Origin of the sequence: Aequorivita vitellina, assembly GCF_022008365.1 — a bacterium.
Taxonomy (GTDB): domain Bacteria; phylum Bacteroidota; class Bacteroidia; order Flavobacteriales; family Flavobacteriaceae; genus Aequorivita; species Aequorivita vitellina.
On the sequence record NZ_JAIRBA010000001.1, the window covers coordinates 201,033 to 218,729 of the forward strand.

Annotated in this window: 19 protein-coding genes; 8 read left to right on the forward strand and 11 right to left on the reverse strand. The window is 37.1% G+C overall.

Features of this window, described 5'->3' with window-relative positions; translation table 11 throughout:
- The 3 genes from K8089_RS00945 to K8089_RS00955 all read right to left on the reverse strand — a co-directional run bounded on the left by K8089_RS00945 (window position 1) and on the right by K8089_RS00955 (window position 2,846).
- Window positions 1–579, reverse strand: coding sequence for a GNAT family N-acetyltransferase (locus K8089_RS00945; RefSeq protein ID WP_237601386.1), 579 nt, complete (start codon window positions 577–579; stop codon window positions 1–3).
- Between the two features lie 41 nt (window positions 580–620).
- The gene (locus K8089_RS00950) at window positions 621–1,073 is read right to left on the reverse strand and encodes a Na(+)-translocating NADH-quinone reductase subunit F (protein ID WP_237601387.1); all 453 of its coding nucleotides are present in this window, start codon (window positions 1,071–1,073) and stop codon (window positions 621–623) included.
- Between the two features lie 204 nt (window positions 1,074–1,277).
- Window positions 1,278–2,846 carry a serine hydrolase gene (locus K8089_RS00955; RefSeq protein ID WP_237601388.1) on the reverse strand — a complete coding sequence of 523 codons (1,569 nt, stop codon included), beginning with the start codon at window positions 2,844–2,846 and terminating at the stop codon, window positions 1,278–1,280.
- Window positions 2,847–3,046: 200 nt separating this feature from the next.
- Here K8089_RS00955 and K8089_RS00960 point away from each other — a divergent pair, with 200 nt between their 5' ends.
- The 4 genes from K8089_RS00960 (at window position 3,047) to K8089_RS00975 (ending at window position 6,967) form a co-directional block, all read left to right on the forward strand.
- On the forward strand, window positions 3,047–3,823 hold the full coding sequence (locus K8089_RS00960; RefSeq protein WP_237601389.1) for a cation:proton antiporter regulatory subunit: 777 nt from the start codon (window positions 3,047–3,049) through the stop codon (window positions 3,821–3,823).
- A gap of 233 nt (window positions 3,824–4,056) precedes the next feature.
- Window positions 4,057–4,884 carry an META domain-containing protein gene (locus K8089_RS00965; RefSeq protein ID WP_237601390.1) on the forward strand — a complete coding sequence of 276 codons (828 nt, stop codon included), beginning with the start codon at window positions 4,057–4,059 and terminating at the stop codon, window positions 4,882–4,884.
- 15 nt (window positions 4,885–4,899) lie between these two features.
- On the forward strand, window positions 4,900–5,316 hold the full coding sequence (locus tag K8089_RS00970; RefSeq protein WP_237601391.1) for a DUF2141 domain-containing protein: 417 nt from the start codon (window positions 4,900–4,902) through the stop codon (window positions 5,314–5,316).
- A gap of 274 nt (window positions 5,317–5,590) precedes the next feature.
- Window positions 5,591–6,967: a flavin-containing monooxygenase gene (locus tag K8089_RS00975; RefSeq protein WP_237601392.1), complete on the forward strand. Its 1,377-nt coding sequence runs from the start codon at window positions 5,591–5,593 to the stop codon at window positions 6,965–6,967.
- Between the two features lie 169 nt (window positions 6,968–7,136).
- Here the strand turns inward: K8089_RS00975 and K8089_RS00980 are convergent, their stop codons facing one another.
- Window positions 7,137–7,955, reverse strand: a complete 819-nt coding sequence (locus K8089_RS00980) for an SDR family oxidoreductase (RefSeq protein WP_237601393.1) — start codon at window positions 7,953–7,955, stop codon at window positions 7,137–7,139.
- 297 nt (window positions 7,956–8,252) lie between these two features.
- Between K8089_RS00980 and K8089_RS00985 the strand changes: the two genes are divergently transcribed.
- From K8089_RS00985 to K8089_RS01000, 4 genes are all read left to right on the forward strand, one after another.
- Window positions 8,253–9,152: a DMT family transporter gene (locus K8089_RS00985; RefSeq protein ID WP_237601394.1), complete on the forward strand. Its 900-nt coding sequence runs from the start codon at window positions 8,253–8,255 to the stop codon at window positions 9,150–9,152.
- A gap of 24 nt (window positions 9,153–9,176) precedes the next feature.
- Window positions 9,177–10,283, forward strand: a complete 1,107-nt coding sequence (locus tag K8089_RS00990; protein ID WP_237601395.1) for a mechanosensitive ion channel family protein — start codon at window positions 9,177–9,179, stop codon at window positions 10,281–10,283.
- A 42-nt stretch (window positions 10,284–10,325) separates the two neighbouring features.
- On the forward strand, window positions 10,326–11,267 hold the full coding sequence (locus K8089_RS00995; RefSeq protein ID WP_237601396.1) for a YeiH family protein: 942 nt from the start codon (window positions 10,326–10,328) through the stop codon (window positions 11,265–11,267).
- A gap of 141 nt (window positions 11,268–11,408) precedes the next feature.
- The gene (locus K8089_RS01000; protein ID WP_237601397.1) at window positions 11,409–12,029 is read left to right on the forward strand and encodes a hypothetical protein; all 621 of its coding nucleotides are present in this window, start codon (window positions 11,409–11,411) and stop codon (window positions 12,027–12,029) included.
- A gap of 20 nt (window positions 12,030–12,049) precedes the next feature.
- Here the strand turns inward: K8089_RS01000 and K8089_RS01005 are convergent, their stop codons facing one another.
- From K8089_RS01005 to K8089_RS01035, 7 genes are all read right to left on the reverse strand, one after another.
- A complete protein-coding gene (locus K8089_RS01005; RefSeq protein ID WP_237601398.1) occupies window positions 12,050–13,438 on the reverse strand; it encodes an NAD(P)(+) transhydrogenase (Re/Si-specific) subunit beta in 1,389 nt (462 codons plus the stop codon).
- A 132-nt stretch (window positions 13,439–13,570) separates the two neighbouring features.
- A complete protein-coding gene (locus tag K8089_RS01010) occupies window positions 13,571–13,912 on the reverse strand; it encodes an NAD(P) transhydrogenase subunit alpha (RefSeq protein ID WP_262913875.1) in 342 nt (113 codons plus the stop codon).
- On the reverse strand, window positions 13,870–15,003 hold the full coding sequence (locus K8089_RS01015; protein ID WP_237601399.1) for an NAD(P) transhydrogenase subunit alpha: 1,134 nt from the start codon (window positions 15,001–15,003) through the stop codon (window positions 13,870–13,872). Before K8089_RS01015 ends, K8089_RS01010 begins: the two co-directional genes overlap by 43 nt.
- 29 nt (window positions 15,004–15,032) lie before the next feature.
- Entirely contained in the window at window positions 15,033–15,413 is a 381-nt protein-coding gene (locus K8089_RS01020) for a hypothetical protein (RefSeq protein WP_237601400.1), read from the reverse strand.
- A 29-nt stretch (window positions 15,414–15,442) separates the two neighbouring features.
- Window positions 15,443–15,844, reverse strand: a complete 402-nt coding sequence (locus K8089_RS01025; protein WP_338149232.1) for a GreA/GreB family elongation factor — start codon at window positions 15,842–15,844, stop codon at window positions 15,443–15,445.
- A gap of 105 nt (window positions 15,845–15,949) precedes the next feature.
- Window positions 15,950–17,245 (reverse strand): Glu/Leu/Phe/Val family dehydrogenase, encoded by a 1,296-nt coding sequence (locus K8089_RS01030; protein WP_237601402.1) that lies wholly within the window; start codon window positions 17,243–17,245, stop codon window positions 15,950–15,952.
- A gap of 13 nt (window positions 17,246–17,258) precedes the next feature.
- The gene (locus tag K8089_RS01035) at window positions 17,259–17,561 is read right to left on the reverse strand and encodes a hypothetical protein (protein WP_237601403.1); all 303 of its coding nucleotides are present in this window, start codon (window positions 17,559–17,561) and stop codon (window positions 17,259–17,261) included.
- Window positions 17,562–17,697: the final 136 nt, after the last annotated feature.

Sequence of the window (17,697 nt, forward strand, 5' to 3'; positions counted from 1 at the left end):
TTAAAGTGAAAACTGTAAATGCTCATAAACACCATTGCCAAGTTGTTTTTTACCAACACTTTCAAATCCCAAACGCAAATATAACTTTTTGGCATTCGGATTTTTAAAATCTACCAACAACCCAATTTTTTCGTGTCCCTCAAGTTTAGCCTGATTTATTGCTGCAGCAATTAGTAGCTTGCCAATTCCTTTTCCTTGGTGGTTTGGCGATACGCTTAAAGTATCTATATAAACCTCTCCCGGAGTTGTTTCGTCATCAATTTCAATATTGGTAACCTTATATTTTTTAGCAATATACGCCATAAATGGGGCTCTGTATTTTGGCAAAAACTCGCCATTATAACAGGTTATTGAACCCATGATTTTATTTCCTTCAGCATATACTAATGTATGCTCAAAACTATACTGGTTGGCGGGTTGCTGAAAGAAGTGTTCAAATAAGGGAAGTGCTTTTTCGGGAGTATCTGTACTGGCAAATGTACACGCCAAATCTTCCATTGCTTGAACAATTAATGGAGCTACTTGCTTGTAATCTTCGGGACGAGCGGGACGAATGTTTGGAAGCGGACTAGTATTCATTCGAACAAAAATAGACTAATGATTGCCGATTTTAAAAGACTTTATACAATTGTTTCCAATTGCAATGGTGCGGTTTCACTTTTATAAAGTGGGTAAAAGTCCATAACATTATCAATGCCATCTAACGAGCACAGAAACGCAACCGCGGCACAAAGACCTTTAAAAGTGGTGTCTTTGGAAGTTGGGTTTTTCGGTTTCGCATTTTTATAATTTAAAGGCAGTTTATAGCCGCAACCTTTTAAAAAAGCAGCCTCGGTTTTAAGAAGTTCCGAAGGCGAATACCCGTGAAATTTGCGTCCTAATTTTTCGTGCACCAGCCCGATATAATTTAGCCGAAACGAGCCGTGGTCGTCGCTGAGGTATTTCCAGCTATCGGTATTGTCGCAAATATTACCCACTGCACAATGAATGCAGCACTCGGGATTTAAAGTATTGTTGTGGAAAGCAGTGTACAGCTTGTTTAAAGCTGCATCCAGCCTTTTTGTAGTTTTCATAGTAGCTGTTCTTTACACCTATGAAATTAATAAATTTAAAAAAGAAAACCATTCGTTTTATAATTTTTTTTGAAAGAACCGAATCTGTGGGGTTACGAATGATTTTCTAAAAAGCTGTTGTGGAAATTTGACCACGAATACACAAATATTTGTTTTTTAATAATGCGTTTTATTTCAAACTGCTGTATTTCTAAAAATAAATTTTCACTCCACCCTCTTAAACTCCAAATCTTGATAATCATAACTAAAATCGGTTAATGGCGAAATAGCGCTGATGGTAAAACCATTGGCTTTGCCTTCGGTATCTAAACTGAAATTCACGAAAGCATCGGCTTTTAATGAAGCATCATCCCAACGAACTACATAAGTTGTGCCTTTGTAAAATATCATTTTTCCTTTTAAATCCAGTGCCTTTTCTGCTGTAAAACGAAGGTTTCCGGTTTGGTCGCTGATGTTTACTTTTCCAAACCACAGATCTTTGTAAGTTCCTACAATGTTTGCAGTATTTGGTTTTGGTAATTTGCTATTCAGTGATGCTTTAATATCGGCTTCTACTTTTTTAACAATGCTGTCTTCTTTGCGTTCTCCGGCCAAACGGCGTTCGTTGTATTGCGTAATTCTGTCTTTACCTTTTATGTTGAAATATCCATCCTTAATAGAATTTGTAATGGCTCTAAAAGCTGCGCCACTTTGCTGGTTTGTGAGCACGATTATTCCTAAATCTAATTCTGGGATTAGCGTTACTTGGCTTACAATTCCCAACAAACCGCCTGTGTGCGTAACTTGAAAATAACCGTTTACATCGCTTAAAAACCAACCCAAACCGTAAGCTGTGAAGTGGGTGTTATATGGTCCTCTTCCGCTTCGTACAATGGTTTGTGGCTTCCACATTTCGTTGTGTACTTTTTTACTGAAAAGACTGTCTTGTAATTTTTCGCCGTATTTCCCATCGTTAAGTTGCGCTTGCACCCAAGTACTCATATCGTTAATGGAGGCATAAATTCCTGCCGCTGGAGTGGCAATTTGAGTGAAGGTGTCGCCGGTAATTTCCAACTTACCATTAACGGGTGCGTGGCCGTCAATTCTGTTTTCGTCTGCTCTAATCTTCGGAATTGAAAGTAACGAACGCTCCATATTCAAAGGTTTAAAGAAGTTTTCAGCAATATAATCATCATATTTTTTTCCTGAAACTCTGGAAACTATTTCGCCTGCAACAATATACAGTAAGTTGTCGTAATCATACTTGCTTCTAAAAGAAGAAACAGGTTTTAAATACCGCAGATTGTGAATCATTTCGGCTTTAGTTGTAGTATTTGAAGCTGGAAAAACCATCAAGTCGCCAGCGCCAAGACCGAGTCCGCTGCGATGTGTTACAAGATCGCGAACCGTAAATTCACTGGTAACGTAAGCATCGTATAGTTTAAATTCTGGAATAATATCGGTTACTTTTGCGTCCCACGAAAGTTTATCTTCATCTACAAGTTTACCCAATGCAGCCGTGGTAAATGCTTTTGTGTTTGAAGCCACTCCAAAAAGTGTGTTTTGGTTTACTGGGGCATTGGTTTTTAGCGAACGCACGCCGTACGTATTTTTATGATAAATCTCGCCATCTTTTAATACAGCAACCGCCATTCCGGGCACATCAAAGGTTTTCATAGTTTTTTGAACTAGACTATCAATTTGCGAACTGCTTAAAGCTTGGGCTTTCAGGTTTGAAGTGGTTACTAAAAGTACTAAAATTAGGGCAAGGGTTTTTAGGGAAAACGTTTTCATAAATACTAATTTGAATTGTAGAATCGTCAATTTTAAATAAGCCCTCAAGTTATAAATTTTTGCGCTGCCAATTGAATACCAACTGTAAAAATCAATTCATTTATTAATTATTTATACTAAGTTTAAGGACGCTTCAAAAATTATAATATTTTAATAAACTGTAACGAATGGGGACTAATTCTTCTTAATTTTGAAAGTATATGATTGCAGCAATTACATTATTTTTGGTAGTAGCCCTATCGGCATTGATTACAAAAATTGCTACTATCGCATTAATTCATACGGGGCTTTCAACTCAAAGCGCCCGGTTTCAGGCGCGTTCGGCATATACTGGCGCCGGGTTTACTACTTCCGAATCTGAAAAAATAATGAATCATCCGGTTCGAAGAAAAATTGTTTTCAACTTAATGTTAATTGGTAATGCAGGTATCGTGACGGTAATGTCATCACTAATTTTAACATTTGTACTGCCCAATACGTTAACTTCAAAATTGTACGGATTGGTGATTGTAGTTCTTGGTTTAAGCTTAATTTGGTGGGCAATTAAGAGCGAATGGGTGGATCGCGTTCTCTCCAAAATAATAAATAGAATGTTGAAAAAATACACCGATTTGGATATACTAGATTATGCGGCGGTTCTTCATTTAAAAGACGATTATAAAATAAGTGAACGTAAAGTTGCCGAGGACAGTTGGATGGCCAATAAAACTTTAATGGAACTAGATTTGCGGCACGAGGGAATTACCATTTTGGGAATTGATCGTGCCGATTGTGATTATATAGGGTCGCCCACCGGAAGTTTTGAAATATTACCTCGCGACGTATTAACGGTTTACGGTAAAGCCGAGGTTATAAAAAATCTGTATTCGCGAAAAAAGAATTTTGTAGCCTCCATGGCCCATAAACAATATGTTGCGAAAGAAAATGAACGAATTGAAAAACAGGTGGCAGAGCGCGATCGAGCGAAAAAAGAATAGGTATTTATAAATTTTGTTTTTTATGAATTAAGCTGTGAAATACTTCACAAAAATTTGAAAAATTTGGTCTTTTAAAATTTGCGGTATGCCTTGGGCAAAGCTGTGCTATGTTAGCAAATCCTTCACTTTATTTTAGCGTTTTACTATGATAAATTGTAATATTTAAGCTTTAGTTTGCTTCAAATTATAGCAACATTCATTGAAAGACGAAATATAAATACACCAAAATAACTATGAAATTTCAACATATTGCATTTGCCCTCGCATTCTTAACGCTATTTAGTTGTGGCACAACCCAAAACAACGCAATGATTAACAATACCGAAACAACTTCAGAAAATTCAATTACTGAAACGCATTGGGTTTTGGAGACGCTGGAAGGACAGAAAGTTAATGCGATGCAGCATGGAGATAAAATTGGCTTTACGCTCCACACAAACGAAAACCGAATTAGCGGCTATTCGGGCTGCAATCGGTTTTTTGGAAATTATAGTTTAAAAGCTGGTAATAGAATTAGTTTTTCAGCTATGGGTGCAACTAAAATGGCGTGTCCCGAAATTGGTGTTGATGAATCTAAATTTTTCGAAGTTTTTAATTTAGCCGATAACTACAGCATTTCTGGCGATAGGCTGTCGTTAAACGTGGGAAGAGGGGCGCCACTGGCTGTTTTCAAAAAAGCAAAACCTGCTGCTGAACCAATTACTGAAAAATACTGGAAACTAAAAACACTGGAAGGGCAGGACGTGAAAATGGCGAAAAATCAAGAAAGGGAAATGTATTTTATGTTGAAAACCGATGATAACAAAGTGGTTGGTTTTGCGGGTTGTAATACGTTTTCTGGCAACTATACATTGGAAAAAGGAAATCGAATTCGGTTTTCAAAATTGGCAACTACGTTAATGGCGTGTCCAGATATTAATATTAATGAAGCCGAGTTTCTAAAAATTTTTGAACTGGCAGATAACTATACAATTAACGACGACACACTCACGCTCAATGTAGGCCGTCGGGCGCCATTGGCTGTATTTGAAGCGATTATTTTAATTAAAAAACATCAATAACTTAAACAAAAGCTTGTGAACCATCTAGTACTATTTTTTTATTTACTGCTACTAAACCCCACACCAGAAACCCATACATTAACTATAAACATTACTGATATTGAAAATGTAGAAGGGACTTTAGAGGTTGCAATTTTTAACACCAACGAACGTTTTTTAGAAGAAGGGCAGGCGCTTAAAACTATTTCGGTTAAAGTGAAGGCCAAGTCTCAAACGGTGGTGTTTACAGATTTGCCGAAGGGTAATTATGCGGTATCTATGTACCACGATGAAAATTCAGACGGTAAATGCAATCGTAATTTTATGGGTATTCCCAAGGAACCGTATGGGTTTTCGAACAATTTCCGACCTAAATTTTCGGCACCTACTTTTCAGGATTGTCAATTTTATTTGGCTGAAAATCATACCATGAAAATTTCCTTGAAAGGTTAATGTTTTTTGTTTAAAAAGTAGTTTCCCGTCAAAGCTATTTACAATAACCTCATGGCTAATAACTTAGGAAATCTGCACAAAAAATGGTATCTTCGCGCTATTGTTCTTGAAAACATTTCTTTTCAATGAAAGTCTAGAGTTTAACATTTCTAGAAATCAATTTTAAAGTCATTTTATAGACTTTTCCTGTTGCATTTCGCAACAAAAATTACATTTGAGTATTAATAACAAGCCGGTTCTTTTTTGAAGGATTAGGCTTATTATATTTTAATTTATGAATAAAAAACGTATAGCGATTATCGGCGCTGGTCCTAGTGGTTTAGCGCAACTTAGAGCTTTTGAGGCTTTGCAAAATGAAGGTGAAGAAATTCCCGAAATAGTGTGTTTTGAAAAACAAAACAACTGGGGAGGCATGTGGAACTACTCTTGGCGAACAGGCGTTGGAAAATACGGCGAACCAATTCACGGTAGTATGTATAAGTATTTGTGGTCTAACGGTCCGAAGGAATGTTTAGAGTTTTCGGATTATTCGTTTGATGAACATTTTAAAAAACCAATTTCATCTTATCCGCCAAGGCCGGTATTGTTCGATTACATTCAGGGAAGAATCAAAAAAAGTAAAGCCAGAGATTATATTCGTTTTAATACAACGGCGCGTTGGGTAAGTTTTGACGACCGCACTGAAAAATTCACTCTTGTTTTAGACGATTTAAAAATAGATAAAACTTATTCGGAAGAATTTGATTATTTAATAGTTGCATCGGGTCATTTTTCTACTCCTAATATGCCTTATTTTAAAGGAATAGAAAATTTCCCAGGTACCGTTATGCACGCACACGATTTTAGAGGTGCCGATCAATTTAAAGGCCAGAATTTGTTGCTAATAGGAAGCAGTTATTCCGCAGAAGATATTGGCGTACAATGCCATAAGCACGGGGCAGAATCGGTGACTTTAAGTTATAGAAGCAGCCCTATTGGCGTTCAATGGCCTGAAGGAATTAAAGAAGTGCCGCTGCTCACACATTTTGAAGGAAACACAGCCTTTTTTAAAGATGGCACTTCCGAAGAATTTGATGCGGTAATTATGTGTACAGGGTATCAACATAAGTTTCCTTTTCTGCCAGACGAACTTCGGTTAAAGACAAAAAACAATCTTTACCCAGACAATCTTTATAAGGGCATTTTCTTCAATAGGCTTCCGCAGTTAATCTATTTGGGAATGCAAGATCAATATTATACTTTTAATATGTTTGACGCCCAAGCCTGGGTAGCGCGCGATTATATGATGGATCGACTTAAATTGCCAAAAGAAGACGAGCGAAGAATAGACATTAACAATTGGTTGGAGAAGAATGATGCTTTGAAAACTTCATTTGATCACGTAGATTTTCAATCAGATTATATAAAAGATTTGTTATTGCTTTCTGATTACCCCGATTTTAATGTAGATAAAGTTGCCGAAATGTTTAAATCGTGGCTAAATGATAAAGATGAAAACATTTTAACCTATCGCGATAAAACCTACCAAAGTGTTGTTACTGGCACCATGGCTGCAGAACACCACACCGAGTGGATGGACGAATTAGACGACAGTAAAGAGCGTTATTTGTACGAACCGGAAGAAGAAGAAATGATTCCTGAACGCATCTAGTTCCTAATTTTTTAGATTAAAAAAAAGAGGTTGTTTAAAAAGTAAAAATTATTCAGTTTGTCAGGTCGGGCGCAGTCTAAACTTAATTGTAAGTCAGAAACCTGGTGTTCTCGACTGCGCTGGAACTGACATCTAAAACTACTTTTTAGACATTCTCTTTCTTTTTCAATCAAGCTTCTTTTAGTAATTGAGTTAAAATTCCGCCATCTATTAAAATATCGCTTCCCGTAATAAAGCCAGCTTTTTCGCTGATAAGAAATTTAACTGTTTCGGCAATGTGTTCTGGGGTTCCATATTTTCCCAATGGCGTTAATTCTTTCATTTTATTCATCCTTTCGGGATGTTCTTCAGCAGCTTTAGCTCCCATAGGCGTCATAATTACGCCCGGAGAAACCGAAACAATTCGCGCTCCTTTTTGGCCAATTCTATAAGCATTTTCTTTAAGTAAAAGCAGTACGCCCCGCTTGGCGAAGTTGTACATAACATCGGCATCGTCATTTACGAATTTGGCTACTGTAGAAAATGAATTTTCATTTTGTGGATTTAATAAAGCTTCATCATATACTGCATTGGGTGGAATGGTATGCCCCATAATTGAAGAAAACAACACCAAAACCGAATCTTTTGTCGCTATTTTATAGAATTCTTCAATAATAATATCGGTTCCCACTAAATCAATATCGAAAACTTTTCTTGGTTTTTGGCCGCTTCCACTAACCCCTGCGGTATGTATAATTCCACCAAAGGCACCTTGTTTCAATGAAAACTCCATTAGTTTTTCAACGTCCTCTTTCTTGGTGATATCGCAAGCAATTCCAACGGCATTAAAACCTGCTACAGTTAACTTTTCTACTGCTTTATCAACGTCTTGTTTTGCGTAGTCTGTAATTACAAGTTTATGTTCTTTTAAAATCTGGGCACAAGCTGTACCAATTCCGCCGGCACCCCCGGTAATTACAATTGTTTTTTTCAATTTTGAAGTTTCCATATTGATCTTCTATTAATATTCTTACACTTCAAACTTAATGTATAATTGGCAGATTGGGAATGATATTTATCACGTTGCGAAAGTGTTTAGATTCAATAGTTTTTTAATCGATGCAATGTTACATTTTTAAAATTTCAATTTAAAAATATATCCGAATCCATTCGTTTTTTGATATTAATTGTTACAAATGAAATATTGTATTGTTTAGCAGTAATATCACAGTATTAAAAGCAGTTCGAGAAATAAAACACATAAATTTGCAGCTTCCTATTTTGATAGAAAAAGAAAGCGTTTTAAATGAAAAATATAATTGAAAACAAGTGGTTTTTACTTATCATTATTGCTGTTACTTGGGGCAGCTCTTTTATACTTATAAAAAAATCGCTTTTTGTATTTTCGCCTTTTCAAATTGGTGCTTATCGCGTAGCAATTTCTGGAATTCTATTGGCGTATATCGGTTTTCCCGCACTTAAAAAAATGACGAAGAAAACTTTGTTTTGGGTAGTGTTAACGGGTTTTTTCGGAAACTTTATACCCATGTATCTATTTCCAATTGCGCAGACTCGCGTAAGTAGTTCCCTCGCGGGAATTCTCGATTCGTTGGTACCGGTTTTTGTTTTAATTCTTGGGTTTTTCCTCTTCGGAATAAAGAGCAAATGGCTTCAAGTTTTGGGAGCTTTAATTGGTTTTGTGGGAGCGGGAATATTGATGTATTTTTCTGAAACTACTTCCGAAGAATCAAAACTAGGCTATGCACTTTTAGTGGTTTTAGCAACCGCTTGCTACGCCGTTGCAGCCTTAATTATAAAAGAAAAATTACAAAATGTACCTTCAATTCAACTCTCGGGAGCTGTTTTTACGGTTTGGATGGTTCCGTCATTATTGATTTTAATTTTTAGCGGATTTTTCACAAACTTTGAAACAAATGCGCAAACCTGGGAAGCTTTGGGTTATTTGAGCATTTTAACCATTTTAGGAACCGCAATTGCCATAATTTTGTACTATAAATTAATTCAAAATACCACGCCGGTCTTTGCCAGTACCGTAACTTATTTATTGCCTTTAGTTGCCGTAATTTGGGGCATATTGGATGGCGAAAAATTTAGCCTGTGGTATGTACTTGGCGGATTGCTTATCTTGTGGGGTATTTATTTAATTCGTGAAAAGAAGAAATATATTCAACCCTTAGCGAAGTAATTATGGCCTCTAAAGTATAAAAAAATGATTGAATTTTTTGAAGTTCATAAAACCCAACTTCTCTATGCTACAATAGTTATTGTTGGCGTTGTAGTTTTAACATTTACAACAAATTTATTGCACAATTTTGTGATGCAGCGCGGACTAAAAAAAGATTTAGGTAGGCAACCAACCGCTTTAAATTTAGTAAAGCGAATTTTAAATTCACTTTGGCTCGTAATGGGAATTATGGGTCTTATTTTTTTATTTTTTGCTGATGCATATCAAAAATTAAAGCACGAATTCCAAGTGGTTTTGTACTTGGGAATAGTTGCCGTAGCTACCATTGTTATTGCTTCTTCTGTACACATTTGGTTTCGAAAAAGTATTGAACGCAAAGTACTTGCAAAGGAAGACCCAACTGCCTTTAAGTTTTTGCGTTATATAGCCGTTTTTGTAGTTTATACAGTAGGTGTATTAATAGCACTGCTTGCTTTTCCTTCTTTAAAAGGAGTGGCACAGACTGCGCTTGGCGGTGCTGGGGTTATTGCGCTAATTGCGGGGGTGGCATCGCAGGAGGCCTTGGCAAATTTGGTTGGTGGGGTGTTTATCATTTCATTTAAACCTTTTAAAATTGGCGATATTATAAAACTTTCTGACGCAATGGTAGGAACCGTGGTAGATATTACGTTGCGGCATACGGTACTTCGCAATTTTGAAAATAAAATGATCGTTATTCCCAATGCAATTATCAATAAGGAAAAACTTATTAATTACAACCTTGGCGACATAAAGATTTGCGAGCGAATTGAATTTCAAATTTCATACGAAAGCGATTTAACTTTGGCAAAAGCAATTATGAAACAAGTGTGCGAAGCGCATCCGCTTATTTTCGATAACCGTTCGCCTGTCGATATTTTAAACGGAAATGATTTGGTCCGCACGGCGCTAATTTCACTTAATGAATCTACAGTTACGGTCCGAGCTTGGTGTTGGGCACGAAATTATGACGATTCGTTTAATATGCGCTGCGATATTTTAGAAAGTGTTAAAAAACGTTTTGAAGCTGAAGGAATAGACCTTGCTTATCCACACAGAACACTTGTTTTTAAAGATGAAGAATTATTTAAAAGTAAAAAACAAGAAAGTTGAATTTTCAGTTGAAAGTGTCGCTAAATAAAATATAAATTTACGATGAAAAATAGCGAAATAGATAAAAATACCATCGTTAAAGTATTGTTCGTACTCGTAATGGTGCTTTGTATTTCGGGCTATGTAAGTAGTCCTGTAGCTTTGGTTGGCGGGTTTCTCTTTTCATATTTTTTGGGGCATCCTTTTTTGGCTTTAAATAGCAAAGCCGTAAACTGGCTTTTAAAAATTGCCGTTGTTGGACTTGGTTTTGGGATGAATTTGGTTGAAACCGTCAATGCTGGAAAAGAAGGATTTTTACTAACTGTTTTTTCAATAGCCGCCACACTAATTTTAGGTTATTTTATTGGAAAATTGTTAAAGATGGATCGCAAAGGTTCGCATCTTATCAGTTCCGGTACGGCTATTTGTGGGGGGAGTGCTATCGCCGCAGTTGCGCCGGTGATTAATGCTTCGGAAAAAGATATATCTATTTCGCTGGGGGTAATTTTTCTTTTAAATTCTATTGCGCTAATCGTATTTCCACCCTTAGGGCATTTGCTTGGACTTAGCCAGCATCAATTTGGGCTTTGGTGCGCTATTGCCATTCACGACACAAGTTCGGTGGTGGGTGCAGCATATACGTTTGGCGAAGAAGCTTTAAAAGTGGCTACAACTGTAAAACTGGCACGGGCACTTTGGATAATTCCGCTTTCAATACTTTCTGTGTTTTTATTTAAAGGAAAAGGAAAAAGTGTAAAAATTCCGTATTTCATCTTCTTTTTTATTTTGGCAATTATACTGAACAGTTATTTGCCAATTCCCGAATTTTTAACCACGGGAATTACAAGCGTTTCAAAATCGTTGTTGGTGCTAACCCTCTTTTTAATTGGCGCCGGACTTTCAGTAGACAAAATAAAATCTGCTGGTTTTAAACCAATGATACTTGGTGTTTCGTTGTGGATTTTTATTTCGGTGAGTGCAATTATTGCAATTCTGACGATTTAAGACAAGCTTTTCTATTTAATTTGATTCTTTGAAAATAGGCGAGAATTTCGGGGTGATTAGATTAAATTTATTTTTCATTTCTTAAATTTATAGGATAATAATATTTTTTTAGGTAAAAAATATTCTCTGAAAGCTACAATTATGACAGCAAAAGAATTTTGGATGGAATTTGAAAACTACGAGGAAACACTCCGTTTCAATATGGATTTGACCGAAATGGAAAGGGATGATATTTCTCATTATTATTTGCTTTTGCTATTGAGTTACTATCATCCTGGACTGGAATTATTTCTTGGTTACGATAAAAATAGCGATACAGAAAAGTATAAATTGATAATTTCCTGCGGTGGAAAGAGAGATCTTTTTATGTATGTAAATACGCTAGTTGAAGCAGCACCGGCACTATCACAATGGGAAATTATAGCTTTTAAGCAAGCGCAATTTAAAGTTGACGCCGAACTTTTAACGCATCCTTTTGATTTTCCGGACTACAGCATTCGGCCAAAAGACATTCGTTTTGCGGTAACTGAGTGGTATCCTGAAGAAGGTGTTTTTGATCTGCTACTACTTCTTCCTTTAAATTTAAAAAAATTTAGCCAAGATTGGCTAGAGAACTCTGTTTCAATTATTTTTCAAGAATTATGGGGTGAAAGGTTTGTGGGTGAAAAAATTAATGCCCTATTTTTTACGTATCACAGCTCTTCTGAATACGATTTTTTAGAATTGCACCTTCTTGAGACGTGTCTTAATAGTTTTGAATGAATTAGATTCCGCAATAAAATTTAAATCAACTTCAACTGGTTTACAATTTCTTGTAAAGAAACCTTAGCATCGCCAAAAAGAATACTGCAATTATCTAAACCAAAAAGGTCGTTTTGAACTCCAGCGTAACCTTTGCCCATACTGCGTTTCATTACAATTACCTGTTTGCTTTCGTGTGCTCTAATAATTGGCATGCCATAAACTGGGCTGTCGGGATTGTTTTCGGCTGCAGGATTAACCACATCGTTGGCTCCAATTACCAAAACAGTATCGTATTGTGCCATGTTTTCGTTGCCTTCATCCATTTCCTTTAAGTGTGAATATTCTACATTGGCCTCGGCCAGCAGTACGTTCATATGTCCAGGCATGCGGCCAGCAACAGGATGAATAATATAATCTACTTGCGTATTTCGCTTTTCCAAAAGCTGCTGGAGCTGCCCACAAACATGCTGGGCTTGTGCTACGGCAAGTCCATAACCTGGAATGATAGCCACTTTTTGCGCAAAGGACAGAGACATTGCTGTTTCAGAAATACTAATGTCTTTTATTTCCTGCTCTTCTTCCACAGTACCGTTTTTGCTCTTTTTAAAGGTTCCGGCAAGTACTTTTAACAACGAACGGTTCATCGCTTTACACATTAAAAGTGTAAGCAAAATTCCTGCGGCACCCACAAAAATACCACCGGCAATCATCACTTTATTTCCGTAAACAAAACCTGCAAAAGCGGTTGCAATACCCGTAATACTGTTTAATAGCGAAATTACAACGGGCATATCTGCACCTCCAATGGGCAACACGAAAAGGACACCGTAAACCATTGCTACGGTTGCCAAAACATACATAAACACAGTAAAGCTAATTGGTATAAAACCGAGGAAATAAAGCACTGGTAATAAAACCATCAACACTAAAAGTATTCTCGCAGTAAAAATTACTGCTTTGCTACGCCGGTCTTTTACTTTTCCAGCTAGTTTTCGCTCAGCGATAATACTTCCCGTTAAGGCTACAGCACCCGTAATTAAACCTGCAATAAGCAATATTTTATTCCCCAGAACCGTAGTTGAAACGTCCATTTGGTTGGCTTCCACAAGGCCTAAAAGCATGGCGCACCCTCCACCAGTTGCGTTAAATAAAGAAACCAATTGTGGCATTCCGGTCATTTCTACTTTGTCTGAAAGACGTTTGCCAATTACGGTTCCCACGGCAATTGCCAAAAGCATGATTACTAAATTGGTGTACGGAACGGTTGCCGTTACTGCGGCAATAAAGGTGAGTACTACAGCAAGTACCATCCCAGTTGCGGCAATTAAGTTTCCTGTTTTTGCGTTTTTTGGGGAACTCATAAATTTTAATCCTCCCAAAAAGGAAAGGGTGGCAATTAAATAACCTATTTCGATGATTGCGTGCATGGTTTTTTTATTCTGAAATTATTCTTTTGAAATAAAACGATTAAAGAAAAAAACGTAAAACAGAAGTCAATTTTAAATTGTGAAAAGGCTTAAGTTTTACGTCTTTATTAATTGAATTAATAAGATGAGGAATTATTTTTTAGGACTGAACATTTTGAGCATTCGCCCAGTAACGAAAAATCCGCCCGAAATATTAAGTGTGCCTAGAAATACCGCAATTCCTCCTAAGGTGAGGTTGAGGTAATCGTCTGCTGGCACGCGAAGCATTACAATAATTGCTCCTACCAAAATAACACCGCTAATGGCGTTAGCACCACTCATAAGTGGGGTGTGTAAAATTGCAGGAACATTTGCAATTACTTCTATACCAATAAAGACACAGAAAATAACAAAATAAATTTCTTGAATGTGTTGATTTATAAAATCCATACTTAAACTGGTTGTGGTTGATTTGTAAAATGTGGATGCGTCCATTCGCCCGTGTTTAGTATTTGTGATGCGGCTAATAATGGATCGTTTTCGTTGCTTTCTGCTTTCTGCTTATATTTTAAAAACGAGAAATAGTTGTTTGAAAGCAATTTTGAAGCTGCTGCAGGAATTTCAGCAGAAAGACTTGAGTTTCCTAAAATAGTAACCCCGTTGTGCTTTACAATTTCTTTGTTTTTTGAAAGTTCGCAGTTTCCACCTTGTTCGGCTGCTAAGTCAATGATAACGCTACCAGGTTGCATTGCTTCAACCGAGCGTGTTTCAATAAGTAAAGGAGCTTTTCTTCCGGGAATGTTGGCTGTGCTAATTACAATGTTGGCCGAAAGAATGTGGTTGTGAATTAATTCTTTTTGCTTTTTTTGGTATTCTTCGCTTTGCTCTACTGCGTAACCTCCTGCGGTTGAAGATTCGGTATAACCTTCTACTTCAATAAAAGTGGCGCCGAGGCTTCGCACTTCTTCTCCGGCAGATTTTCGCACGTCAAAAGCTTCAACTACTGCACCCAAACGGCGCGCCGTGGCAATAGTTTGCAAACCTGCAACACCAGCCCCAAGCACTAAAATTTTTGCAGGTGTAAGTGTCCCTGCGGCTGTTGTAAACATTGGGAAAACGCCGTTGTATATTTCTGAAGCTTTTATTACCGCTCGATACCCCGCCAAGGAAGCCATAGATGAAAGCACATCCATAGCTTGCGCCAAAGTGGTTCGCGGAAGAAGGTCTAAGCTATAAACTGTAGCGCCGTATTTTTTGTAAATAGCGAGTTTGGAATCATGAAAGAGGGGGTTGAAAATACCAATGAAGCAACAACCCCCCTTCATTTCCACTTCGCTAAAAGTATGATTTATGGATACAATGGTATCCGAGTTTTTGAAAATTGATTCACGAGATTTACAGGTAGCGCCTGCCTGCACGTATTCGTCGTCTTCAATTTCTAGCGAACTGCCGAGCCCTGACTCAAAAAGCACATTGAGTTTTAACTCCCCGGTAAGTCGTTTAACTTCCTTGGGCAACAAACAAACCCGCGGATCGTTTGGGGTTATAAGAATTCCTATAGTTTTGGGCTGCGGCTGCTCGCTCATATATTTGTATTATAATTTTTTTTAATTTATTATTTTCCTAAAACACTAAAATATTCTTCTTTTACATTTCTGTATTTTTTAAGATGTGCCGAATACATATTTCTGAATTTTTCGTGCTCAGCTACATAAAACATGTCGCAATCTACATCTTCGCATTCGGCTGCTTTGGGAAGGCTTTCTTTATATTTTAGAAAGCTGTCTATTGCTGCGGTGTTTACCTCTTTTTCACGTGTTAATTTGTCAAGCACAGGTTGCGATTGAAAAACACTTGAAAGTTCGGTTTTACCAAGGTTTAACAGATTGCTAATCTCTTTTTCGATATAATTGAGATGCTCAATCCAGTTGTCCAATTCAATGAAATTGTTCTTAAAGGTTATTGCTTCTGGGGAATCGTGATCGTAAATCTGCATGATTTTAAATAAATTTTTAATGATAAATGCTATAACAGCACGTCTATATCAATGGGTCTTTCGGTTTGCTTAACGCTTGTTATTTTAAGCTCTTTTGTACCGTTTGGGAAATTCCATATTACGGAATCACCTTCGGCATAACCCATTACTGCAGAGCCCATTGGAGCCAAAATTGAAATTTTATTGGCTGCAATATTGCGCTCTGTTGGTATTACCAATTGAAATTCTGTTTGCCAAGTTCCAGATTGAACTGTAACGCTACTATTAAAGCGAATTACATCATCTGGCATTTCTTCGTGGTCATAAATAATTGCACTGGTAAGCTCTCCGCTTAATTTTTTAAGAGATACTTTGGTGTTTTCGTCTTTGTAGTAGCTGGTCACGTTAAGTAACCGCTTTAAGAAAACGTACTCTTTTTTTTCTAGTATCAAATTTCCATATTTCATGGTTGTCATTTCGGTATTATTAAAAATGGAGCACTCTTGCCGTTTAAGGCAATTAAGGAGAGATGCTCCATTTTTAAGTGTTTAAATTAATTAAGGGAAAATACCTCTAAGGATATATGCTTTTTCAATACGCTCAATAGCAATACTAAAGGCTGCTGTGCGCATATCCACATCATTTTCTTCGGAGTAGGCGGTAACTTTTTTGAAAGTAGTTCGCAGTTTTTTCTCCAATTTCTCTAATATTTCGTCCATCTGCCAAAGCTCGCCGTTACGGTTTTGCAGCCATTCAAAATAACTTCCTATAACGCCACCAGAATTACACATAATATCTGGAATAATGGTTATGCCGCGCTCCAGCAAAATACTTTCGCCTTCAACATCTGTTGGGCCATTAGCGCCTTCGGCAATTAAGGTTGCTTTTATTGAATGTGCATTGTGTTTTGTAATTTGATTACCCAAGGCTGCAGGAATACAGATGTCGCAATCTAGGCCAAAGAAATCTTTGCCATCCATTTCGGTAGCTTCTGGAAAACCTACAATGCTTCCGTTGTTTGCTTTTCCGTAGTTAAAGAGATCTTCAACTTTTATTCCTTCAGTATTTTCTATACTTCCAAAAGCATCTTGAACACCTACTAATTTTGCGCCTTCACCTTCTAAAAAGTGTGCTGCCCAAAAACCTACATTACCAAAACCTTGAACGATGAATTTTTTTCCGTTAAGACTTTCTTTGTTTTTTTCTGCCCAGAATTTTATGGTTAAGAAAACTCCGTAACCAGTAGCACGGTCACGACCTTCTAATCCGCCACTTCCTACAGGTTTGCCTGTAACTACGTGTTGGTTTTTAGAACGTTCGCTGGTGCTTTTTGTACTCATATACGTATCTGCAATCCAAGCCATTGTTTGGTCGTTGGTGTTTACATCTGGAGCAGGAATATCGTGCTCTGGGCCTATGTTTTCACCCAATGCATAGGTAAATCTACGTGTAATACGTTCCAATTCACCTTTTGAATATTTAGACGGGTCAATTTGTATTCCGCCTTTTGCACCGCCGTATGGCAAACCTGCCAAAGATGTTTTCCAAGTCATCCACATAGCCAAGGCACGCGCTGCGTCAATATCTACTGTTGGATGATAACGCAATCCACCTTTATAGGGGCCAAGAGCGTTGTTGTGCTGTACGCGGTATCCCGTAAAAACCTCTACATCACCATTGTCCATACGAACTGGGAAATGAATAATTATTTCAGTATTGGTAATGCTAAGAATTTTGCGAACGTTGGGGTTCAGTTCTATTTTGTCAGCGGCGTGGTTGAATTGCTCCAACACATTGTCTAACATTCCTTTTTTTACAGGTTGCGGTTTTTCCACGGTTTGTGTATTTATCATTTTAATAATTATTTTAAATTGTTGCCAATTCTTGTTTTCTGTGTTTAAGTTTTAAAAGCGGCTTTGGCATTTGCAGCTCCAATTCGTCAAATTCGCTACAGGAAAATACCTCGCTTTTGTTGTGCGTTAACACACAATAAGTAGCGTGTGCACATTCACGACATAGATTTGTAGAATTAGTATTCATAGGTTTTAATTGTTTCGGATGCATATTGGCAAGGTGCGTGCCATCAATTTGAATTATTTTAGAAATAATTGTAACTAGCTGAAAAGCAGTTAAATACATTTTTATTCTGAAATATACTTTTTGAAACACTTGGGGAGTATTTTCCCTGTTGGGGAGAAATTACCCATATTTTTAAAATCGAAATCGAAATCGAAATCGAAATTGAAATCGAAATCGAAATTGAAATCGAAAGTGAAGTTGAAATCGAAAGTGAAGTTGAAGTTGA